Source organism: Klebsiella sp. GW_Kp182, from assembly GCF_040062275.1.
In the GTDB taxonomy this organism is placed as follows: domain Bacteria; phylum Pseudomonadota; class Gammaproteobacteria; order Enterobacterales; family Enterobacteriaceae; genus Klebsiella; species Klebsiella michiganensis.
In genome coordinates this window covers 19,275-42,314 of the sequence record NZ_JBEAFQ010000079.1, presented here as the reverse complement: position 1 = coordinate 42,314, position 23,040 = coordinate 19,275, and the positions used below count along the sequence as shown (strand labels likewise).

Annotated in this window: 23 protein-coding genes; 14 read left to right on the top strand and 9 right to left on the bottom strand. The window is 40.6% G+C overall.

What is annotated here, in order from left to right; genetic code table 11:
* Positions 1-216: hypothetical protein (locus ABLU88_RS28565; RefSeq protein ID WP_348838905.1), on the top strand; the 216-nt coding region annotated here is incomplete at its 5' end.
* 1,203 nt (positions 217-1,419) lie between these two features.
* Here the strand turns inward: ABLU88_RS28565 and ABLU88_RS28560 are convergent.
* The 5 genes from ABLU88_RS28560 to ABLU88_RS28540 form a co-directional block, all read right to left on the bottom strand.
* Positions 1,420-3,858, bottom strand: a complete 2,439-nt coding sequence (locus tag ABLU88_RS28560) for an Ig-like domain-containing protein (protein ID WP_117268240.1) — start codon at positions 3,856-3,858, stop codon at positions 1,420-1,422.
* A 161-nt stretch (positions 3,859-4,019) separates the two neighbouring features.
* Positions 4,020-4,478 (bottom strand): hypothetical protein, encoded by a 459-nt coding sequence (locus ABLU88_RS28555; RefSeq protein WP_224459621.1) that lies wholly within the window; start codon positions 4,476-4,478, stop codon positions 4,020-4,022.
* Positions 4,479-4,903: 425 nt separating this feature from the next.
* A complete protein-coding gene (locus ABLU88_RS28550) occupies positions 4,904-6,082 on the bottom strand; it encodes a DNA-binding protein (protein WP_348838902.1) in 1,179 nt (392 codons plus the stop codon).
* Between the two features lie 127 nt (positions 6,083-6,209).
* Positions 6,210-6,974, bottom strand: coding sequence for a hypothetical protein (locus tag ABLU88_RS28545; protein ID WP_348838900.1), 765 nt, complete (start codon positions 6,972-6,974; stop codon positions 6,210-6,212).
* Between the two features lie 54 nt (positions 6,975-7,028).
* The gene (locus tag ABLU88_RS28540) at positions 7,029-7,697 is read right to left on the bottom strand and encodes a hypothetical protein (RefSeq protein WP_348838898.1); all 669 of its coding nucleotides are present in this window, start codon (positions 7,695-7,697) and stop codon (positions 7,029-7,031) included.
* Between the two features lie 1,265 nt (positions 7,698-8,962).
* Here ABLU88_RS28540 and ABLU88_RS28535 point away from each other — a divergent pair.
* The 10 genes from ABLU88_RS28535 (at position 8,963) to ABLU88_RS28490 (ending at position 18,462) form a co-directional block, all read left to right on the top strand.
* Positions 8,963-9,331 (top strand): pili assembly chaperone, encoded by a 369-nt coding sequence (locus ABLU88_RS28535; protein WP_072046247.1) that lies wholly within the window; start codon positions 8,963-8,965, stop codon positions 9,329-9,331.
* A gap of 100 nt (positions 9,332-9,431) precedes the next feature.
* Positions 9,432-9,734, top strand: a complete 303-nt coding sequence (locus ABLU88_RS28530; protein ID WP_117032865.1) for a type IV conjugative transfer system protein TraL — start codon at positions 9,432-9,434, stop codon at positions 9,732-9,734.
* An 18-nt stretch (positions 9,735-9,752) separates the two neighbouring features.
* Positions 9,753-10,613, top strand: coding sequence for a TraE/TraK family type IV conjugative transfer system protein (locus ABLU88_RS28525; RefSeq protein WP_348838894.1), 861 nt, complete (start codon positions 9,753-9,755; stop codon positions 10,611-10,613).
* 1 nt (position 10,614) lies between these two features.
* Entirely contained in the window at positions 10,615-11,784 is a 1,170-nt protein-coding gene (locus ABLU88_RS28520; RefSeq protein ID WP_348838892.1) for a type-F conjugative transfer system secretin TraK, read from the top strand.
* Positions 11,781-12,299, top strand: a complete 519-nt coding sequence (locus tag ABLU88_RS28515; RefSeq protein WP_348838890.1) for a hypothetical protein — start codon at positions 11,781-11,783, stop codon at positions 12,297-12,299. Before ABLU88_RS28520 ends, ABLU88_RS28515 begins: the two co-directional genes overlap by 4 nt.
* Entirely contained in the window at positions 12,259-13,632 is a 1,374-nt protein-coding gene (locus tag ABLU88_RS28510; RefSeq protein ID WP_348838888.1) for a TrbI/VirB10 family protein, read from the top strand. Before ABLU88_RS28515 ends, ABLU88_RS28510 begins: the two co-directional genes overlap by 41 nt.
* 2 nt (positions 13,633-13,634) lie before the next feature.
* Entirely contained in the window at positions 13,635-14,099 is a 465-nt protein-coding gene (locus tag ABLU88_RS28505) for a hypothetical protein (protein WP_099745302.1), read from the top strand.
* A gap of 2 nt (positions 14,100-14,101) precedes the next feature.
* Entirely contained in the window at positions 14,102-14,953 is an 852-nt protein-coding gene (locus ABLU88_RS28500; protein WP_116987719.1) for a DsbC family protein, read from the top strand.
* Between the two features lie 9 nt (positions 14,954-14,962).
* Positions 14,963-15,700 carry a TraV family lipoprotein gene (locus tag ABLU88_RS28495; RefSeq protein ID WP_072046241.1) on the top strand — a complete coding sequence of 246 codons (738 nt, stop codon included), beginning with the start codon at positions 14,963-14,965 and terminating at the stop codon, positions 15,698-15,700.
* A gap of 44 nt (positions 15,701-15,744) precedes the next feature.
* The gene (locus tag ABLU88_RS28490; RefSeq protein WP_348838885.1) at positions 15,745-18,462 is read left to right on the top strand and encodes a TraC family protein; all 2,718 of its coding nucleotides are present in this window, start codon (positions 15,745-15,747) and stop codon (positions 18,460-18,462) included.
* A gap of 26 nt (positions 18,463-18,488) precedes the next feature.
* On the opposite strand, the gene ABLU88_RS28485 is transcribed toward ABLU88_RS28490, so the two are convergent.
* The 4 genes from ABLU88_RS28485 to ABLU88_RS28470 are packed head-to-tail and all read right to left on the bottom strand — an operon-like array spanning position 18,489 to position 20,873.
* On the bottom strand, positions 18,489-18,905 hold the full coding sequence (locus ABLU88_RS28485) for a trhZ (RefSeq protein WP_224459619.1): 417 nt from the start codon (positions 18,903-18,905) through the stop codon (positions 18,489-18,491).
* Entirely contained in the window at positions 18,877-19,377 is a 501-nt protein-coding gene (locus tag ABLU88_RS28480; RefSeq protein ID WP_099745299.1) for a hypothetical protein, read from the bottom strand. The genes ABLU88_RS28485 and ABLU88_RS28480 overlap by 29 nt, the downstream gene beginning before the upstream one ends.
* Positions 19,364-20,023 (bottom strand): hypothetical protein, encoded by a 660-nt coding sequence (locus ABLU88_RS28475; RefSeq protein WP_348838881.1) that lies wholly within the window; start codon positions 20,021-20,023, stop codon positions 19,364-19,366. The genes ABLU88_RS28480 and ABLU88_RS28475 overlap by 14 nt, the downstream gene beginning before the upstream one ends.
* Positions 20,024-20,069: 46 nt before the next feature.
* Complete coding sequence (locus tag ABLU88_RS28470) at positions 20,070-20,873, bottom strand: metallophosphoesterase (protein WP_232692276.1); 804 nt, start codon at positions 20,871-20,873, stop codon at positions 20,070-20,072.
* Between the two features lie 685 nt (positions 20,874-21,558).
* On the opposite strand from ABLU88_RS28470, the gene ABLU88_RS28465 reads away from it, so the two are divergent.
* The 3 genes from ABLU88_RS28465 to ABLU88_RS28455 all read left to right on the top strand — a co-directional run bounded on the left by ABLU88_RS28465 (position 21,559) and on the right by ABLU88_RS28455 (position 22,920).
* Positions 21,559-22,017 (top strand): hypothetical protein, encoded by a 459-nt coding sequence (locus ABLU88_RS28465; RefSeq protein ID WP_032720872.1) that lies wholly within the window; start codon positions 21,559-21,561, stop codon positions 22,015-22,017.
* 85 nt (positions 22,018-22,102) lie between these two features.
* Positions 22,103-22,396, top strand: coding sequence for a hypothetical protein (locus ABLU88_RS28460; protein ID WP_128206184.1), 294 nt, complete (start codon positions 22,103-22,105; stop codon positions 22,394-22,396).
* Positions 22,384-22,920: a hypothetical protein gene (locus ABLU88_RS28455; protein ID WP_032720870.1), complete on the top strand. Its 537-nt coding sequence runs from the start codon at positions 22,384-22,386 to the stop codon at positions 22,918-22,920. Before ABLU88_RS28460 ends, ABLU88_RS28455 begins: the two co-directional genes overlap by 13 nt.
* Positions 22,921-23,040: the final 120 nt, after the last annotated feature.

The following is a 23,040-nucleotide window of genomic DNA, read 5'->3' as shown; positions in this document are numbered from 1 at the left end:
AACAACGGTGTTGTTATACACCTGCAGGGCTTCAGCTATCTGATGAGGCTTGAGGGAGTATGGTTTGTTTTGAGCCTGAGGGACCTCAGGAATCAGCTGAGGAACCGGGAGCTAATTCTGAACAACGGTGTTGTTATACACCTGCAGGGCTTCAGCTATCTGATGAGGCTTGAGGCCGAATGCTTTGCTTTGAGCCTGAGGGACCTCAGGAATTAACAGAGGAACTGGGGAGCCGACTGCGAACAACGGGGTTGTTTTGGTCCTGTTAATCCTGAGGAATCAGCTGGGAACCTGGAGCTAATTGCGAACAACGGTGTTGTTATACACATGCAGGGCTTCAGCTATCTGGTGAGGCTTGAGGCCGAATGCTTTGCTTTGAGCCTGAGGGACCTCAGGAATTAACAGAGGAACTGGGGAGCCGACTGCGAACAACGGGGTTGTTTTGGTCCTGTTAATCCTGAGGAATCAGCTGGGAACCTGGAGCTAATTGCGAACAACGGGGTTGTTATAAACCTACAAGGCTTCAGCTATCTGATGAGGTTTGAGGGAGAATGGTTTGCTTTGAGCCTGAGGGACCTCAGGAATCAATGGAAGAAATAGGCAACCGACTGCGAACAACGGGGTTGGTTTGGGTCCTGCTGGTCATCAGGGATCAGCTGGGGCCCGGGTAGATAATTGCATACATGCATCGGCGTTGTTTTTTACCTCCAGGGCTGCATCTATCTTATGAGGCTTACGGGAGAATGTTTGCTTTGATCCTGCACGTCCTCACGAATTAACAGAGGAACTGGGGAGCCGACTGCGAACAATGGGGTTGTTTTGGTCCTGTTAATCCTCAGGAATCAGCTGGGACCCCGGAGCTAATTGCGAACAAAGGGGTTGTTATACACCTGCAGGGCTTCAGCTATCTGATGAGATTTGAGGGAGTATGGTTTGCTTTGATCCTGAGGGACCTCAGGAATTAACAGAGGAACTGGGGAGCCGACTGCGAACAATGGGGTTGTTTTGATCCTGTGGGCCCTCAGGAACCAGCTAAGGGCCTGGGAAGATAATTGGCAACAACAGGGATGATTATAAACAGCGGGGCCTCAGGAATCTCCTGAGGCTCCAGGGAGACGGCAGCGAAAAACGAGGTTATTTTTAAGTATTTGTCAGATTGAATCTGCGAAGACTCAAGTCTGAAAACTTCGTATGGCGGATATATCCTATATATTGTTACATCAGGTACTTGAGATCGCTCATGTAATAATTATAGAAATAGGCAGGGCTAAGAGGGGACCAAATTAAAGATGACTACATAGGGATTTTGCAAGAAATGAGAAAAGGGGAGGGGGCTAAAAAAATAGTGGCCAACCATATAATGATGTCTGAAATGATAAAAAAACCAGCCATGAGCTGGTTTTTTAAGTGATGGTTGATTTATTTAAGTTGAGGGAATTCGACTATAAAACCGGAGGCACCGACAACGCCAGATACACCAGGGAATATAGGGACAACAACGTCATTACCTACAGAACCTAAATCGATTTGAATTTCCTTCGTTTCACCAGGAGCTACAATATTACCAATAACACTGATGGGAAATGCAGAGTCTCCCCTAACAGTAATTAAAGCTGTCTGGACCCCTTTTGCTAAAGAACCATCATTACGCCGTAACTGACTTGCTTTGAGTACAGCCAGTGGTTCGCCTGAAGAAAGGTTTAACGGTTTGTTAACCGCAAGGGTATTTAGTTTATCAAGAACAATGAGATTCTTAGGGTAATATGCAAAACGGATAGATTTTGATGACTGATTACCTGCATCATCTATCGCTTTCACCAAGAGGGTGTATTTATCAGTTTTCTCATCAAGTGAAGGAAACAAACGAGGATAAAGTGGTGTGTATGAACCATCAGTGTTTTGAGTAAATCCTAATTCAACATCATCTGATGCGGGTCCACCTTGAAGAACCATTTGATAGACCTTGGACTTGCTTAAAGCATCCGATACATTTACTGAGATGTTTTCTAATCCATACACAGTACTTTCTGATAATAGTGGTTTGCCTTCATACGAAAAGGAAATTGAAGGAGGGGAGTTATCGATAACAAGAGATCGGAACGGCAACTGAGAACTGTTGTTAAATGTATCAGTAGCACTAAAAGTTAAATCATACTTCCCTTCGGGTATAGCTGATAAATCAAAGGAATAAGTATAATCCTCTCCAGACATTGCAACTTTTGTGCCCGTCAGAAGAACCGTATTAGAAATTGTATCGAGTATCTCAACCCTTGAGAGCATCAAGACATCACGCCAATTGCCATTACCGGGTTGTGAAACATAAACAAGGACAGACTTATTCTCTTCTTTGTAATCATATCCTGTTATCTTAGGAATTAAATCGGTATTCCAAATGCTACGAATTTCAAATTGATTGGATGTTAGCGTCTTGTCTTGATTACGAACTATAAAATAATGAGCTATATAGCCATTTCCTTTATTTATTGTATATGAAAATGGACCGGTACAAGAACTTTCACCGGGTTGAATAGTACAAACTTCGTAGCCTTGTGTAATGTTATAAAATGACTGCACATAGTCTCTTGGATCAACGAACACAGTTGCACTTTGATACTCACCAGGTAGATCTTTATTCGTGAATTTCATTGTACCAGCGGAAAATTCGCCAATTGTTGAAAATTTTGTTGCGTAAGATTTAATTGAAGGTGATTTTGGAGCGGTTGAACTTAACTTAACATTATATGAAGCGTTACCTCCACCGTACTGGTATCCATTATGAATTGTAAATGATGTTCCAACTGGTGTGGATTGTTTAATATATACATACCCTGTATCTTCATAAAGTAAAGATCCGAATGACAAACCAGCTTTATTATAAGCTCTATAATTTTGCTTAGGTATTTTATATACAAAAGTAACAGGGTTTGTATTAATAGTCATCCCTGCGGTATATTTAATGTAGCCAGATGCAAAGCCGGGAACCACACTAGTGGAAGAGTTGGGATCGGCAACTGCAAATAGCTCATATTCACCTGCAGAAGAATCAAAAACAAAGTTTTGGTCGGGTACTTGGGTAATATTTCCAGCTTTATCATAGAGGAAAGCTCTGAACCGATACTCAACATCAGCATCAGAGACAGGCATCCAAGCTGCTTTGGCTATCGTTCCTCCACCTTTAGTAATAGGGGCTGTAGCTGCTCTAGACCCCTCGTCATATGTCATTGTATAGCTGGATTGTATTGAGCCATCAGGTTTTATTATTTGAACTATCGCTTTATCAAAACCAGATAGATCATTGATATTCTTAATTGCAAGATTAATGGCAGATTCTTGACCTTGACCGAGTTCCCAACGCGGCCCAGTTACAACCATGTTATACCCTGGAATCCATGGCACTGAGAAATTATCAGACGTAGGTCCTACCGTGTCTATTATAACGGGATGGGATGTTATTGAAACTACGGCCGATTTTGAATCTAGGATTTCGGATTTTATGGTGTAACGTCCATCGCTGATAGGTGGGATAGTGACAGTCTTACCGTAAAAGATATTTCCACTAGTGGAAGATATCCTGTCATCAACCGTGATGACACTGGTAGTTGTGCTAAATACAGCACTTTTATCAGCATCGCGAGAAATGGTTAATCGGATTTGTTGGTCTAGGCCACCAATGAGGAGAGCATTAAATTTTCCATGTGGATTAATATATGGCGCACTTTCTGGGACAGTCTTTTGAGCATCATGGATATCAGTGAAGGTGTACTCATAAACCCGGGCGTGCACGATGGAAAACAAGCTTGTGGCCATTGAGAGGGTCAAAGCTAAAGCAGAACTATGGAAGATTAGTGAAAAACGCATAGGAAACCTTTTTATGTGAGAAGCCACGAAAGTTACTTTTCAAAGACACTCATAGGTCAATACGAGAATAGTATCATGCAAAATTTTTGTGTTTCCGACATAAGAGGACTAATGAAAAAAAATGTCACCATCTTTTGATAGTGACATTGAAACAATTAGGATCAGTTTAGTTGGGAAAGGATACGTTCTGCTACAGCAATTTGCTTAATTGAAAGATGACGACCACTTTGAATGGTAAGCGTAAGACTTTTAAGGAAGGGGTTTTTGTTGCTTGAAGAAATGATTTGTTTCTCCAGTGCAGATAAGTTATTAGCGTGATTCTGACGCCAGGAGCTTGAAGAAACAACCTTTTTAGCAGCTAAATAGTTCTTTTTGAAAAGCATTTGCAGCGTGAAACACTCTTTGATCAAACTACCTTGTTTACCTGTACCTTTACACGAGGTACATTTACCTAAAGAATTTGCATAACTGATACGATGACGGCCTGAACCTTTACAATAAGAGCAAGTATAGTTTTTTTCATACCTAGCAGAGCCGTTTAATTCATTGATATTGAAAACAAGCTTTTCATCAATTAATTGACCGTCCACTGAAAACCATTGTTCATTTGAATGTGTCATGGAAAAACTCCCATCCCGTTGTGTATGTCTCCATTAAATCAAATGAAAAAGGCTTGTACAGACCCTATTTTTTTATAGAAGAGGGGCGGGAGAGGGTATTAAATTTACAACCATCATAAACATTCACTAATTACAAAAAATATGACTTTTTTCAGTGTTTATAAGAATAGGTAAGTATATATAGCTGAATTATAGAGATTAAGGGGCTTTGGAGTTGCCCCTTATTTTAATGACGGAGTTTATAACGTAAAAATGGCTAATCTTCTTCCGGATTAGCTACCGGAAAATTATTCATAATTACCGGGGGAACTAGTACTGCAACAGGTTCCCCATTTTCAGGAAAAGGTGGTATCCCTTGCATCTCATTGTTTGTACATTCAGTCATAACCTAACCTCTATCATTAAAATTAATTCGTTGTTAAATATCAAACAGCGGAATGAAAATTCAGTAGTGAAAATTCTATTTCCTGATTTTCTGAAGATGGTTCCTCCAGAGGATCATTAGCTGGCATTGTATCAGTGTTTACATCAGATACTTCTGAAGGAGAAGAATTTGAAAGTTTTCCCTTTGTTGTTTTACGCTCGAGCTTAGCCTCATGGTCACGAATAGAATCCCCTGAATTAAATATAAGTTCTATTAAATGTCTGTCAATTTCAATATGTATTTTTTCGTTAGGGCCAATCTGTTCAAGATCAAACGCAGAAGGAAGGGAGGCTCGTAATCTGTTGTAAACTTCTTTAGTACTGGCCGCGAGTTTTTGAGCCAGTTTTCTTGGAATTGGTTGCACTCCCAGAGAAGATTTTGTGACCCTGACTGCCTTAGGGCTACCATGTGACTTAATTATTTCGGCAACATTCAGAGGAAGGGAATCAGTCTCTGTTGAATTATTAATTACCTTTATCTTGGCGTTTAGGTCGGCCCGAATCTTTTCAAGAGCTTCCTTTTCGCCAAGATCACGAATTAATTCCAGACAGAGTGTGTAAGAGATAACATCCTGGCTAATCAACGTCTTTAGCTCGTCATCGATTGATGACAGAGAAATGATTTGACGAACAGCCATTTCAGAAATGTTTTCCCGTTGTGCAACCTGTTCGACAGACATCCCCGCATCATTTACCAGTCTGCTATAGGCAATTCCGCGACCTACGGGGCAAAGGGGGAGAGATTTAGCCCCATCAAGCGAATGCCATTCCTGCTCTATCTCATCCCCCTGGAATTCACGTAATCTTACCAGAATGGGGAGACCTGATTCTTGTTGAGCCAAGAGCGCAGCTCGTGTACGACAGTTCCCCTGTCGTACAAGCGGTTTTCCGTCAACAATAACGACAGTTATAGGGTCAATATCTGCCCCATTAAGAAATGCTTTCTTAAGGTTCTGAATATGCTCGGCTGGTTTAGGTAATTTGTAATATGCCTCCCCCAGTCCCATCTCACGGCAGTTCCAGTTTGGAACTAACACTAATGCCCTTGGGTCGATCATAAACGGTTGACCATTAACCGCTTTATGGCAAATGTCAGGATTTGCGTCACTAAATTCACGCAAATTTTTGACTAGCCGCCCGTTCCGCTCTGTAGAGATAAAAAAGTCAGCTGCTTGTTTCATATTCTTACCTATGACTGATTCAATCCTGAAATTAGACTGTACAGTATTATTTTGTAAAAATTTCTCACTATGTGGTCTAAAAAGCCAGTTTGGTAAATTTTTTAAAAAAGTTACTTTTAGCGGTTGTTCACAATGGGTTGAGTCCTTCAATCAAAACGCTAACACTATGAATATCAAGTAATTGCTTCTTTTTTGTGTAGGTGACGAAGCCGTAATGGCGCAACAACTGTACGTGTTGATTCGTTGCAGGTGCAATGTCGCTAAGAGAAACAGGGTCAGTTTTTGAAAGTAACTTTTGCAGGAGGTTGTATAGCTCAGATCGTTTGGCGAAAAAGAGTGTCGTCAAAAAAACAGACACCGAATTAGTCAGCTCCCATAGTTTATCCACCACTTTAGGATTGATACTAACATAAGCCATGCTAATAGACTGCAATTCTATGTCGTGACTGATTTCAGTAAAAACCGAACAGGTCTTATAGGTATTATTTGTTTGAATCTCGAACCTGAACTCTATGAGTAACAACAAAAAGTATGAAACTTCAGCGAGTGTATAGTTGACTTGCCGAATACCTAATCCCTGACAAACACGCCACGACTTTTCTAGAATATCAATAAGTGAAATTTTGAACTGAAATTCTTTATGGATTGGTTGTCTCGCGTTCAAACCCAACAAAATGGCAAACCACAAAGGTTGATAACGCAAATGCATCACCGGGCCGGATAATGAAATCGTACCCTGAGGAAAGTCACTTTTACCTTTTACGAGAAGTGGGGTGATATCACTGGAAGTGATCTCAACTTTTTTTTGATTACAATTAAAGGAAGATTTATGGTTTTTTCTAAAAAAATCCTGTAAAAGCCCTATCTCTTTGAAATTCTTTTTAAGATTCATAACGAGTATGTATTGCCCCATTAAAGACTTACGATTTCTGTTTGGTAACCACAATCATTTGATCAGAGAAGATGAGACCATTTTCACCTGCAATATACTCATGTTATTAATCCAGAGGCGGTTAACAACTCGAACCTTGCAATCAATAATGTCCCCAACCTTAAGCCCTGATGGATGAGAATCATAAGCAATAAAATGCCGGTGGTCAGAGGTTTCTAAAAGTAAGGAAGAAAAATTCTCGGAGGAACATTTTCTAGTGAGCACTTGAATTTTAATTACGGTGAAAACCAAATACAAACTAGTCCCGATTTTGGCATTAAACGGCCGTACTTGAATTTTAGCTGCTGAACTTGTTCTTGACACAGCAGGTTTCAGACATCGATATTGCAACTTTGTAGGAAAGTAACTTTTATCCAATTTTTGGACAAGTGCTGCGTATAGATTACTTTTATCCTGATTGGGAGTAGCCAATATAGTGTTCAGAAATTGTTTAATAAGGGTTTGTTCAGGGGATTTAAACGGCATCTTCAGAGAGTTTTTAGCTACCCACTCATACACAGGAAAAACTTTTTCCATAACAGGTGGCAATGAACCAGAACCAGCACACTGGAGGCAGTTAATACCTGAACCTAAACAGTCGGGGCATGGACGGCTTACTTCTAGAAAACCGTCTGAATCCGGCTCAGCGTCTGAGATAATTTCGTTATCTTTTGTGATCCACATATTTACCTCCCTCACAGATACTCTAATCCTATCAGGAAAAGAGCGCTAGGTAAGGGGGTATTTTTCCAGCAAAAGAACTAGCTGCTTTAATTAGCACAGGGCGGAAGTACTTCCGATTATCCCTTTAGAATGTAAACTATTAATCAGAAATTCTTGAAACAGGACACCATTGCTCCAGCCGATACGTTTACCTGTTTAGGTTGAGTAAGTACAGGTATTACGCTGACATTGGAATGGACGATGTTGTTTATCTGCCTGATATTTAGGGAGAAGACCTTGCTAACCCAATCAGCGTCAATTTTTGCGAAAATCTCAGATTCGGTTAGTTTTGAGTTGCGAATAATACGACAAGTATTGTAAACACTGAGCCCGTCAATATTGCAACTCAAAGATAAAATATTGTTATGTAAGGAAATTTTAAGTTTTAAACCAGCGACCTCTACCATCCGACTTTTCATGATATTCCTTTCATGACAAACATAAGAATTCTCCTAAATTTACATTTAGAAATGGCTATTGGGAAGAGGGTAAGAGCGCAATTTTTGCCTTCTATAGCTGATTATGTTCCGGCCTTGTAAGTGTAACCGATACCTTTTAGATAATTATTCTAAAAACGATACTAAAATACTAGATTTCAATAAGTTATAAGACTTACAATTTATTCAAATTTCCTCCATTTTCTCTACATTTTAGGCCCATTTTTGGTGGATTTGTACACCACATCGTAGAACCCACTATTTATGGTAGCTAAGCCAGTAGATGATTATTAGCACCTGAATTGTGTCACTTACAAAAAGTGACTTTTCTTTGCTCCCTGATTGTAGTCGCTCCACAAGTGAACATTAAGTTGGAGCTCGAGAGTCACTTTTTTATAGGACATCGAGGTTTCCCGGTTTCAAAAGTTACTTTTATGAATGCGAAAACTGTTGTTACATGGACAAAAAAGTGACTTTTCCTAGGGCACCTTGATCCATTAGCTGGATATAAGCTGAATAAGCAGAGAGACAAAAGTGACTAAAAATCAACAGCTTCACTTTAATTGAGAGTAGTGAGGAAAACAGAACAGGAATTTGTAGCTATTTGGTAATGACATACCGTTAAGAAAAACTCATTGTAAAAGTAACCTTTATAACTTTAGCGTTTTCACGTTTTTGTTAAAAAAATTTGTCCCATAGATTGAAAATAAAAAATTAACCCAGGGTATTCTCAAATTGCTGGTTAGTCACCAGAACACACATACAATTTTCGCATTCAGGAGTTACACAATGATCCAGAAATCAATGGCTATGAGCGGTACTACTGCTAACTTCAATCTGGCTGAAAGCCTGCGTAATATGGTCAGCAATAAAATGTTCCAGGTATTTGTAGCGCTGTTGTGCGCTGCATTGTTCTCATCGATTGCGCTGGCGGGCGGTGATGACGGTGCCCTGGGTGAAATTTGGACCCAACTGTCAGAAGCGTTAAGTGGCGCGCCTGGGAAGGCCTTGGCAGCATGTATGCTGATCTCTGCATTCTACTTCTCTATCGGACGTCCGAACCCGGGCCTGGCACTGGTATCATTCCTTATGATGATGATTCTGGCTAACGGTGAAAAAATCATCACCGGTTTCCTGGATGCTGGTGTAGCGCTGTAAAAAAAATTTTGCTAAACGGGCAAAACAACAATTAGGGGACGAAAGTCCCCTTTTTATTACCTGTACAATAGAGAGCAAGATGACTAATGGTGCTAATTGAATGGAAAATAACTACACATACCGATTTCCATACCGGATAAATTTACCCTTGCTGATTCTGTTTTTTGATGCGAAGCAGATAGGCGTTGTTATGGGGCTCCTGGCATTCGGGAATATTTTTGAATGCATGTCTATAGCCACAGTTAGTGCAGTTGTTTACTGGATCTCATACAACAAAGCTAAAGAAAGCTCAGTTCGGGGGAGACTGAAACATAAACTTTGGTGGAATGGTTTTCTTCCGGGAAAAACGGTTTTCCAGAGTCGTTATTTTTCTGACCCCTTTATGAGAGTGCTGTACAGCTAAATTAACCCCGGAGAAGTAATGAGCGAGAAAAAGTCACTTTTAGAACACGTCATGAACTTCTTCAGGTTTGTACCTAAGAAGAAGACGGTTGATAAATCAAAGGATGACGAAGCTGACGATGTTCAGTCTGAAAAGACTGAAAGTTACAGCACTGATAAAATTCAGCGTCAGAAGGCAATCCTTAATTTGTCAAAAGAACTCGCCCCTCCCAAACAAGGGAAGAAAACGGGTGCTGAGCTGACCTACAGTCAGTTAATTCAACGTGACAAAAAATTAATCTTAAATAACAGATTGTTAACGGTTATTGCTGGCCTTTTGGTTATTAAAGTGGTCTTTTTTTCCACAACAGAGATCATTGCCATCCCCCCTGATATGACTGAGGAAGTATCCGTTGCCGGAAGCAAGGCCAGTGAGTCATATAAGACGCAATGGGGTCTATTTATAGCAACCACATTGGGTAACATTAACCCGAAAAATGTGAATTTCGTTACCAGTTATATTCTGAAGATGTTTCCTGCATCTAAACAAACCGAGTTAGAGGCTGAACTGAAAAAAGCCTCGGATTTAATGCTTGCGCGGAAGGTTGATCAAACCTTTGTTGCTGAGGACGTTAATTTTTTACCGGGTGATAATGTTCTTTATGTCTGGGGGACTCGCAAAACGAAATTCCTAAACGTCGCTGATAAGGAACAAACTGAGCGTTGGACGTATGAGATGGTTTTGAGTGTAAAAAGTGGACGACCCCGAATCCTCTATCTAAACCAGTACTCAGGAACTCCGAACATCAAAAAAGTCACAGTTAACGGGAAGGTATTGGAAAAAGAGTTCACTGAAAATACCGACATGAACAAGCAACAGAACGAAGCAGAAGCCCAATAATATGAAAAGAAAACTCTTAGGAATATTAATCACATTAAACGTGCTGGCTCCATTTGTTCATGCTGATGAACCGTTCAGTATTCCGGCGTCAGCAGTAAATACACAAGCTTTCGATGAACCACCAGATTCAGCCGAAGCTATGAATATTATGACCAATGCAGTTAAACAAGTTCCGGGCACAGTGGCTGTAAACCAACCCCCAATTGACAGCAATCAGCCGCCTGTTAATACGAACCGTCCGACAACTGCACTACCTGCAGCCCCCGGACTTTCTCCGGCGAGTGCATCATCACCTGCGGTTCGGTCAATGACCGATTCCTTGTTAAACAATACGCCTTCTGAGGGGCCCGGTCAGAAAGCAATAAATGAAGCAAAAAAAAGGTATCAGCCAATGCAAAACGTCACGGTACCTCCGGGCGGAAACATTGTTCTCCCTGTTTCATTAGGTTTGCAAAACCGGATCCAGACGACGTTTAAGAACGTGAGCGTTTCTACAACGGCACCCTCAGAAGATACAACCATCTATGTTGAAGGTGGTAGTGTCTTTATAACGACCGTAAAAGATGCGCCTATAGGCATCATGTTGTCCGAAGAAGGAGTTCCAGAATCAACTTATAACCTGACATTAATCCCTATAGATGTGCCAGGTGCAATGATTCGTGTTCAAACACAGTTAACGCAAAACATGGCCATTGAACGTGATCGCCATATCGCTGCAAACACAAATAAAGAACTTCTAGAAAAGGCACAATCGGGTGAGCTTGACGAAAAATCAATCGCACAAGATGACCGCAAACAAAGGATAATCGATATTCTTTATCCGGTGGCTAACGGTGAAGTACCTACGGGTTTTGCACTCCAGCTGGATAAACTCTCAGTTATACCTAATAACGAAAAATCACCTTGTCGTTTTAACTTTTATGCAAAACTTGGACAACGTCTTATTGGTGCTCGTGAACTGGTCGATGTCATTCTTGTACAAAACACTCTGACATATCCATCGGTTGTGGATGACCAAAAATGCATTACTCCAGGTGTGATCGCCACAGCAATCTTTGATAAAGCTTTCCTGCAACCCGGTGAGAAAACGGAGCTGTACATCCTTCGTGACAAACTTTACCAAGAACGGGAGTCACGTGTAACTAAACGACCAAGTCTGATTAATGAATGAGAAAGAAAAGTAACTTTTCAATATTCACTTTGGGCATTTTGTTCAGTGTTGGTTTAGGGGTAGGAATTTTTATAGGAAATTTTGGAAAGGAACGTACTGCGTTGGTACAAATTGTTCCATCGGAATATACAGTGCGAAAATCCTCCCCTCCTAAATTTGATGATTTTAAGGTATATGACTCTGACAAATTGCTATCTGAAAAGGATATCACAAGAAAGGACAGCTTTGCTTCAAGACAGGATGATAGTTTTGATGAAAAAAACACCATCTTAATTGAGCAGAATACCAATGAACAGACAATAGAGTTGCCTCAAATTGAACCGGAGAATGAAAGTCAGTTTTATGAGCATCTCGAAAATAACGTTTTCAAAAATTTGCGGGCTGAACCACCTTACTCTGTACCGCAAATAGATGAAAAGGTCAGGTCATTGAGGGTAAAGAGATATTTACCCCCAAGTAATAAAGGTCAACATAATGAAAACTTTGAAGCTGAAGGAATTGTGGGCAGAAAATAAAGCCATTCGAATGGCTTTTTTGCTTATCGTAGCATTTGGGGCTCTTGTGATGGTGACCCTCACGCTTATGGGCGGAGATGATTCGAGCCAGAAAACAAAAAAAATTAAGCCGGTGACTAACCTGCTTGATACATCTTCCATCGTCAATATGGATGAAGAAGGTCAGAAACGTTTTCTGCAAACAGTTCAGCAGGAAAACCGTAAAGACCAACAAAACATGGTTGATCAGGTTAAGCAAATGGAAAAGTATAAGGCCGAAAATTCCAGTGAGCTAACTGAACTTAAAATCCAAATTAAGCAACTCAACCAACAGATCTCCGATATGCAGAATGGAAAGGGACCAGCGAGTAGTCGTAGTCTTGATACCCGCGTAGGCCAGCCTGTCTATGAAAATCAGCAACAAAATCCAGCTTATCAGTTAAACCGAAATGCAGAGGGGAATCGCAATCAAGAAATACCTGTTGCAGGTGGTATATCACCTCAACGCACACAGTTGGTACGCACAATTACCAGCAACAGCATTACCACTGCCAATAACGGTGTCCTTGAAGTGACACCAATTGTTGAAAAGAACATTACTAACGCCAACCAAAAACGCGTTCTTAAAGGTGGACCTGGAAATGGTGCGATCGCAGGCGATGGTACCAAGCCTGTTGATAGTAATGCTCGTCACTCAAAGCGTGCTGAAGACCAGTATTTGCCTGCTACGTCTCAACTGTATGGGGTTCTGGTGACAGGTGTGGAAGCGCCGACATCATTATCGTCTCAGGAGGAACCTTTGGGAGTAACGTTCAGGGTTAAACGCGATGTTTTTTTACCCAATAACTACAGAATGGATCTTCGTGATTGCAACCTACTAGGTACCGCTCGTGGAGATATGGCCTCTGAACGAGTCTATATCCGCACAACAAGTCTGAGCTGTGTAAATTCCAAAGGGAAAAGCTTTGATATCAAACTGGAGGCATACGCAGTTAGTGAAATCGACGGGAAAGCCGGTATCAAAGGTACGCTTATCTCCCGAAACGGTAACGCCATTATGGGTAGTGCCTTTGCAGGTGGCCTTAGCGCGCTGGCGCAGGGACTAAGCCCAAGCAAAGTTAGTCAGCTGAATATCGATCCTAACTCACAAGCACAATACCAAGGACCAAATATTGGTGCTCTTGGCGCTGTGAGCGCAAGCGGTGCGGTCTCGGGAGGATTAAACAAGCTGACAGACTGGTATACACACATCATAGACCAGCAGTGGCCAGTTGTGGAGCTTTCTCCGGGTATTAATGCGACTTTTGTCGTTCTAAGTGGTGCATCCATCCCAACCAATTTATCGGCGAAATAAACATGACTCAACCAGTAAAAGATGAAGATCAAAATGACGCTGATTTTGAAAAAGTGGCAAGCGAACAGAAAAGCCTGACATTCTCTCTGTCTTATTCTTTCGTCGAAAAGGCCGTTAAAATCATCATTGTCGTCGCTATCCTGGTATGTATTTCAGTGTATATTGGGAAACAAATGGATGTAGGTGTAGGTCTGTTTCACAAGAGCGTCAAAATAGCCGTTCTTAATCCTTCGGCTTTGAATGAGCAGTATTTAAAGTCACACAATGGGAATAATTCCGGTTACATCCCTTATATTCGCAAGTTGATGGCGCTATACCGGGCTCGTGATTTCCTTGTTCTTGATATGAATTACGTTATTACTCGGCCATCAACAGTAGATGAAATTGCTTACATAAATGAATCCGATGTAGAAAGGGAACTAACTGAATATGGTATAGACCCTAAATATTATGAGGGTAAACAGTGATCATGAGAAAGTTACTTTTCAAGTCGCTCGCGTGTTTAGCACTACTCAATTCAGCTCATTCACCTGCCGCTGATAAATATGATGCTGAAGCTGTGGCTTTAACTCGCGCTGCTGCTGAAAATGGTCTTGCTTTAAATCAGTCAACACGGGGATTATTTAGCCAGCTAGGTTCTTCCCAGCCAAAGGATGCAGTTTACTTACCTACAGGTGGGATATTCTTATTTGAGGATCAGCGAAGTGGACTCACTCTAGTTACCACAACGGGGCGCTATTCTTTTTCAGAAGGTAAAGTCTACGACGTGCTCCGAAAAAAACAGATTAAGTCGATATCAGATATCCGAGAAAGTTACTTTTTACCATTGAGCGAAGCCCCGTTCAAACCTGAGGATGCCTTTACTATCCAGTTCGGGAATCCATCCCTCAAACGACAGGCAGTACTCTTCATTTCACTTGATTGTCAAGATTGCATTGACTTTCTGAAAAAGATGAATGAACAGAGGGAAGGGGTACGTTTCGATATTGTTATATTACCAAGCCCTGGCGAGTCGGCGAAACGAGTCAAACAAATGTGGTGTTCTGTTAAAGCTGGAAAAATTACCAATTACGATATCCTTCAGTCGTTAATAGGTAAATCAAAAGATATAAACAGCAGGCTTATCGCCCATGAAAATATTAAAGATTGTTCAGTAGAACCTATCGTGACTGGTTTATATCTGGCATCTATTTATAACGTTCAAGGTATTCCATCTGTAGTTCGTGAAGATGGAGTATTGGGCAATGGATTACCAACTGATTATAACAACTGGTTGAAAATGAACTTACAACCATTGCTTAAAAATCCTTTTGATAAATAAGGTATGCATATGAATAACATCACGAAATTACTCTTGTCTGTTGCTGCGGTATCTACATTATCTGGTTGCATAGGTCAATCTGAGAGCTCCTGCCCTGGTATTGAAAAAGGTGTTCTGTGTATGGGACCTCGGGCAATTATGGAAGCCACTAACAATCATGACGACCTCAAGTATTTAAAAAAGGAAGGTGATGGGGGAAAGCAGGATATTGCAGATAGCAAATATCCGACGACGTTAACTCCACCGCCGGGCGTGCAGTACCCCCAGAAGCCGGTGGTTAGTGCTGGCCCTAAGCCGTTGTTCTCCGGAACTCCCCAGCCGGTCAAACCGCTGACAACAGCGAGTTACGTGTCGCAGCAGCGCGTACCAGCAGGAAAGGGACTGTATTCAGAATTTGATGGCAAACCGGTCAATCCAACCCTGAGCTCATATCAAGAGCGTCAGTATCAGGTACAGGGTACCAGACAAGCTGTTATCGCTCCTGAGCCTCTGGCCGTGTTAAGGCAAGGTAAAGTTATGCGTGTTCTTATCGCCCCTTACACAGACGATAACGACGCTCTGAACCTCCCTGGCTACGTCTATGTCAATGTTAAACCTCAAACGTGGGTGGCCGGTGATTCAGCATTAAATAATCCTGCGCGAATTGTTCCACTGGAAATTCAGGACCGCGCTCGTGACAACATGCAGCAGCAGCAGCGCAGCACTAAAGGTGTAACAGCAAATGGGGTCACCGGTAGTTCTTTCTAGCCACTCGCATAAATATAGTGTTCCACGGAATGTAAGGTAACAGTATGAACAATTCACGTCTCGCAAAAGAACTGGAAAGATTTAACTTAGGGCACTTCATTCCCGTGGTCGACAGGATGGTGGATGCACCTTATTTTTTGCTGGAAGATAATGCTGTAGGTTTCTTTTTTGTCTGCAACCCATCACCTGGATTGTATGATAACCAACAAAATCTGTTGACGGATCTGTTTAAAATGGATTTTCCTGCGGAGTCCATTATGCAAATGACATTGGCTGCTTTACCTGATGTCAACACATCATTGTCCCGTTGGTTGCGTCGCCGGGGTAATAGAATGGGAGGTAGGGATAATGAAAAAGCGGATCTTCTTACCGTATATTCACTGGATTATCTTACGAAAAGTCAATATGACCCTTTGAAAGTTGCTGATGGGATTAAGATTACTCAAGCCGACGATTTGAAGCTTAGAAATTTCGAGTTGTGGGTAACGGTTCGGATACCTATTAAAGGTTTTTCTCCGAGCGAGTCCGAATCAATGCGACTAGATGGCCTTTTTAAAGACCTTCTATCTAAACTAGAAGGTTTAACCCTGTCACCAATTGTTGGTAATGCTGACACATGGTTGTACAGTGTTGATAAAATATTAAACCCTGGGAAAGACTCCAGATGGAAATATGGTGGACTGGAATCTAGTACATTAATGCCATTAAATAATCAGGTCAACATTCCTGGAAGGAAGTACGAGGTGGGGGAGGATTATTTCGCGTCATTGTCTGCTGATGATGATGAAACAGCGCAACGATATTTTAAGCATTTGTCGATGACCAAATTCCCTGAATATGTCAACTTTGGTGCTGTTTACGAGCTGGTTGTTGACTGGATGACAGGAAGCAAAACCATTTTCTCACCTTTTATTATCAACTTCTGTATACAATTCCCTCACCAAAAGAAAATACAGAAAGAGTATCTTCGTTATAAAGCGATAACAGATAATCAGTCAAAAATACCTATTGTTTTAAAATACCTTCCTCGCCTTGCCGATATGGACAAGGATTATTCGGCATTGACAAGAGAGCTGGAGGATAAAGCTAAATTACTACAAACTTACATGACATTCATCGTCATGGATAATACACTGGAAAAAGTTAAAATAGCTGCAAAAAGTCTGATTAACTATTACAGCGAGAAAAAAATTGTTGTGGCTGATGATAGTTATATTTGTTTCTCAGGCGTCATGTCGGCTCTACCATTATGTAATGATCCGTCAACATTTAGAGATATGGATCGTGGTGATGTAATGACGAATACGGGTGCGGCTCACTTAGCCCCTATCTTTGGCCCGTGGAAAGGAAACTCTGCGAATCCAGTCATCCCATTTGTAACCCGCGAGGGACAGTTGGTTATGATTGATATTTTCGAGACTTCAGCCAGTTACAACGTATGCGTTGGGGCAACATCAGGGGCAGGTAAATCATTTGCAGCAAACAACATAATTCTCAACTATCTTTGTTCTGGCGAGCATTTAAATCCGCTTTACCATTTTGATGATATTAGAGATCTGCTTACGGCAGATAAATACGATCCGCCTCTGGACTTGAATGGCAAATTTAATGCGTCACCAGATGGTGCTCAGGTGTTTGTTGTTGATATCGGACGTTCATATCAAGGGCTTGCAGAGCAATTTGAGGACTCTCAGTTTATTGACTTTGGAGTTGACGCTACCTTTTCCCTAAACCCTTTCTCTTTCATGGTGAGAAAATACACCGGAGATGAATCTTTAGAGGGATTAACGGGAAATTCAGGAGAAGAAAGCAAAGAATCTGACATTATTTCTCAAACAATAATGGTCCTGAATCAAATAAAGTTAATGGCTTCAAGTAATGGTAACATAAGCTCTTTACAGGAAGCTGAAATGCTTCGTCTGATTGTCGAGGAAGCAAATCATCCGGAAGATGGATATCTTCCTTCAGTCACCGGATTTGCAAAAAAATGCATAAAACAAGATAAGCAAGAAATTAAGGATATAGGCGTTCAACTTGGTCCTTGGTGTGAAGGCGGCATTTACGGAAGGAGGTTTACTACGTCATTGCCACCGATTGATTTTGATAGCCGCTTTATCGTACTTGAACTCGAAGAGCTTAAACCCACCCCACATCTCCAGTGGGTTGTGTTAATGTCGATAATCCAGGCTGCACAGCATGCTATGTTTATTAAGAAGGATGGACGCCGTCGTTTGTTCATACTTGATGAAGCATGGGAGTATATCGGCGAAAGTAATAGTGATGATGCTGCTGTTAACTTCTTTACCAAATTCCTTGAAGCTGCATGGCGTCGTTTCCGTAAAACAAACTGTGCAGGGATTTGTATTACACAGAGCTTCGAAGATTTCTACAAGTCGCCAATCGGTGTTGCGATAGCCAACAACTCACCATGGAAATTTATTATGAAGCAGAGCCCAGAGGCGATTGATTCAATGGAAAAAAATAAATATATTTCCGCATCAGCATCAGAATATGAACGGATGAAGATGATCAGGACTGTAAAGTATGTTTTTTCTGAGATTATGATTCGTTTTGAGAACGTGCAACAAATCGTCCGTCTTTATGTTGATCGTAAAATGGAGCTTTGTTTTACTACAGACCCGGCAGACCGACGTAAAATTTGGAACCTTGTTAGTGACGGATATACGTATGCTGAAGCAATTGACAGGGTTTACGAAGAAGAGCTCGTACAGTTAGGCATGAAAACAAGGCAGGTTGCTTAAAGAGAAAAGGGGCATAAGCCCCTTTTTTATTGTAACGTAACAGGTTGTGACATGACTGGACGCAAATCCACAACAACTTTATCCCGTACTTCATCAATATTTACACTTAAGGGATATTCACCAGGAAGAGCGCTAGTGACCACAACGGGCGGACTATTTGTAAACGCTCTCTCTGCGGTTGGTGCTGGTTTGTATATCATGAGGGCAACATTTCGGTAGTCTTTGTAAAGTATACCAAATGTTTTTCCTTCCTGTGTATCTGGTATCTCCACTTTAATTGGTGTGAAACCCATTCTTTCCTTTGTGATCACATTAATGACTACAGCTCCTTGGGGATTTGAGTCAATCGTATAGGTAAAGGCCCATGAAACACTTGTTGTCAGAATAATAGCGAATCCAGCTAAGCAAACTTTTTTAATTCCACGAGCTATAAATAACATCATTAAACTCCTCTTTTTCTTCAGCAGAAGTAAGCTTAAACTGCATCATCACTTCAACAGGGACAGTTGTATCCTTCTTATCTTTGGACAATCCATTGAATTTATTGTTAATGAAAATCATCTTGATATCATCTGTATAACACAGACCTAATAATGCAACATTAGGTACCATATATGTACTGACTGCAGCGGGAGGAATGAGCAACTCCTCCTGAGACTCATATCCGCAACGATTACCGTATAAGGAAAGTTTATCTATAGTCATAAACTCATTATAACCATTGTCAATTATAACATATACATCGATACCTGCATTGACTACGCGAACAGAATATTTCCCTGTAACTTTCCCTGGCATTTCAATTGTTTTTGCTGGGTTAAAGTTAATTGCTGGTAGCGTTTTATGCCACCCAGGCACCTGATGACAAGCTGTAAGAATAACTGCCATCATAAACATCAGACTATTTTTTAACATGAGTTTCTCCACTTATGTTTATAATTATTTTTTCGCGTGGGTAGGCAATAATATTTTTAGTAAAATATTGTGACCCAGCCAGCATGTTGTTTCGTCCAATAATAAAAACCTCCTTATCAAAACTCAGTGATGTAAATTGGTTTACCTGAATCTTATAATAACCTTTGTTCAGTTTGTTTATATTGTTAAAGTTTGATAAGTTAACAATCCTTTCATTATTGGATAACCTTTTTGGAGTTGGCGGGTTTTTATAGTCAATTACCATTGTCTCTTTTGCTGCGATTATTTCTTTACCTGGTAAAACAGTAAGTATTTTGGGGATATTTTTCCCTGTAATGTAGACAATCGGAACAAAATCATAGAATTTTGAACCTTCTTTTATCTTCAGTATTACGTTACTTCCTGGTTCTACCCAAATCATATCTTTACTATCAGATGGCAATGTACCGTGGCCATTTTTAGCAATGACAGAATATTTAATCTCAGGCAAGGAAAGGATTAATGGGAATGATACTGTCAGATTAGTGATTCGTATATATTTAGTATCATCAATTTTGTTTTTAAAATAACTGGTTTTGACATCTATGTTTTTCAAACGCTGTTCAACCATAACATCCGAACTTAGCTGGACTTGAGAGTCTGCCATTACGTAGCCTGCAGTTGGAAACAATAAGCAAATACTAGCTAGATTCTTAAAAGTCATAGCAACTCCCATGTTCACTTTTAGTGATATCAAGAAATCGAATTTTGAAATTCTTTGGGGCATTTGATAATCCATCCCAATCGTTAGGGAACAGACACAAGGTTGATTTTGCTAATTCTATTTCACCTTTGAATATTCCGTAAATTTGCTTAGGTTGATGTACACCTAAAACAACAAGCGATATTTCCTTAATTGAATTTCCTGATTCAAGGTAATGCCGACTCCTGGTGATATTGCTTGCCATAATTCTTAGGTTTAGATTATCCATCTTGTTCAAGGTTGCCATGATAGTGTTCCAGTCCCTACCATCCTGGGGGATATCTGACGAACCAATTATGTATGTTCCTAGCCTTGTTTTAAGATTAATAACCAGTGGATAATCGATTTTGTAAATATCACGTTCAAGCAAAATCTGATCGTAAGAGTCATGCCAGCTTCCACCTAAACTTCTCCAGTGTTTACGGGTATGTGTATCCGGAAAGTACCTGAAAGTTTTAATGTTCTTTTGAGTAATGGCATCAGTCATGAGCAATTCATGAAAACCTACAACCGTAAAAAAATGAACTTTCCTGTCTCCAAACTTTTTGTAAACAACAGCCTCAAGCAGCTGACAGGCTGAAGGGCCCCAGTCAAATAAATTACCAGTAGTAATAATAACCACTTCTTCTCCCGATCGGGTCAGCTTAGAAAGGCCTTTGAGCAACAGTTCAAAATGTCCATATAGGTCACTGACGATAAGAATCCGTCCTGTAAAATCGGTAAGGTCAATACTTAGATTTGAAAGAATAGTCATTTATCACCTCTGCCAGATCATACCTTTACGAGGGATGTGATGAGGCCGCCAGCGAGGCAAAATGCTATTTTTACAATTTTTTTTTCAAAACATTGTTAGATTTATGTGAAAGTGACTTTTTTGGTTGTTCATGAGAAACATTCCCATGTAGGATTGTAACAAGTGTGGTTTAAATTCAACCAGAGGCCTGACCTCTTGTGTTGACAAACACTTTTTTCGCCAAGGTTGCTGCATTGCCTCAGTTCCACATTCGTAGGTGAAGACACAGTGAAAAGTCATGTCGACCAACACATAATCGAATGTCTTAACATATTGTTTTAAATGGACATCTTCCGATACAAGCGCAAAGCCATTTCGGAATGCTAAAGTTAAAGATCCTGTATCCAAATCACAATCAAGTTTCTTATTCGAGCGAAACAGGGTTCGTTTTGATAAAAGTAACTTTTGGTGCGTTGTAAAAGGTCCCTTTCGATTGATGATCTAGTTGAACAAGTTAATAATACGAGCCCTTAGAATTTCGAAGGGTGCAGAAATCGGTAGCTTACATGTTAAGCTAAGATTAGATAAACCTACAGGTTCAGTGCGAAGGTTAACTTTTTTCTCGCTCTAGCTGAGGTAGGAATACTTTGTTTTTGGTATGATTTTTAGCGACACACTATCCATCAAAGCACATGAGTAACTACAGATGACAGATGGCATGATTTACCATGGGGTACGAAAGCAGGAACTTCTCAAGATTATTGAGCGCTCAGGCTTAAACTTCGAAGAAGCAACCAATAGTTTTGGGTTTGCTGACAACACGCGAAATCCACTTTCTTTGATCTTGGATGGGTATTTTATTCAGATAATTCCTATGGCTCGAGAAGAACACAATTGGGAAATAGCTCCAGTTGATACTGTTATCTTATCCATTATTATACCCCCTTCGCTTGATGAAGACCCAGATGAAAACACGATGACTATAATGTCGGATTGTGGAATAGCTGAGTTTGAGCTTGAAGATGCAGGCATCAGAATTAACAGAATGATAACATTTGTAGGTGGTGCAACAGCAGAGAATTTCCTACATCAACTTAGACTTCTTTACATCACTGCATGCCAGACCCAAGGGGGATTTGACGACGATGACGATAGTGAGTATTAAAAAGGCTAGTTTCTTCATAGTTCCACTAATAATCCTGCTAAGTATTTATTCTCAAACTATGAATAAACCTAGCCTCTCGAGCTTTATGCAAAAATCAGTTCACGCCGTAAGTCTGGCGGGAACTGAAACCAATATGAATTTTAAGGTGGTTGATGAAAAAACAATAATGATTAACAATGTCCCTTCGATTGTTAAAAAGGAGTACACTAAAAGCCTTAGCTCTACAGAGGTTCCTCCTGGTGCCCCCTCTGGAGACTATCTAATGCTAGAGACCAGTGCTTATATCTTTGCGATGAAGCAATCTGGGGGGAATACCTACATTGGTTTGATTAAAAATTTAATTAACGAAGGCGAAGGAAAAATTTGGTGGAAAATTTAATTAATGAAGATCCACAACATCAAAATTACCGAAATGAAAAGGTTTTTAATTCTGGCAAGGCTGCTCTTGAGCTGAATTTTTCTGAGACAAATGGCAGTGTTAATCTTATCCTTGCGGGGCCTTTAGCTTCTAAGCCGGGCGCGTTTGACTGGACTGGCCAAAAGGCCTTTTCAACTAAGCTGAGTGATGATGAAGTGATCACTCTATGCATGGCGTTTCTTCGCCTTACTCATGAGGCTGTTCTGAAAGATAAAAAAACAAAGCACCATAATAAGCAAGTATACAAAAACGTAAAAGTTACTTTTGACGGTAAACCCACAGCGATGATGGAGGGGGGAGTTGTAGCAATCAACAAAGATGAGCGAGGCATTAACTTTATACATAAAATTAGTATTGAGCCAGCTGCTTGCCTTCGCTTAGGTCTTTTCCTCTTGTCTGTCATACTGGCCCGAAATCCAGGGGTTCCATCAGACACGGTTCTAACGTGCATGCGTCTTAATGCCAATTCGCAACTACAAAAGTAACTTTTCTATCAGTACATTCCCGTTTTCCTGGAATTTCAAAAAAGATACTCCTCTTAATTAAGAAAATACGCTCGGTCCATAGGATACATTAGATGTAACTATGGCATAACTACGTACAGA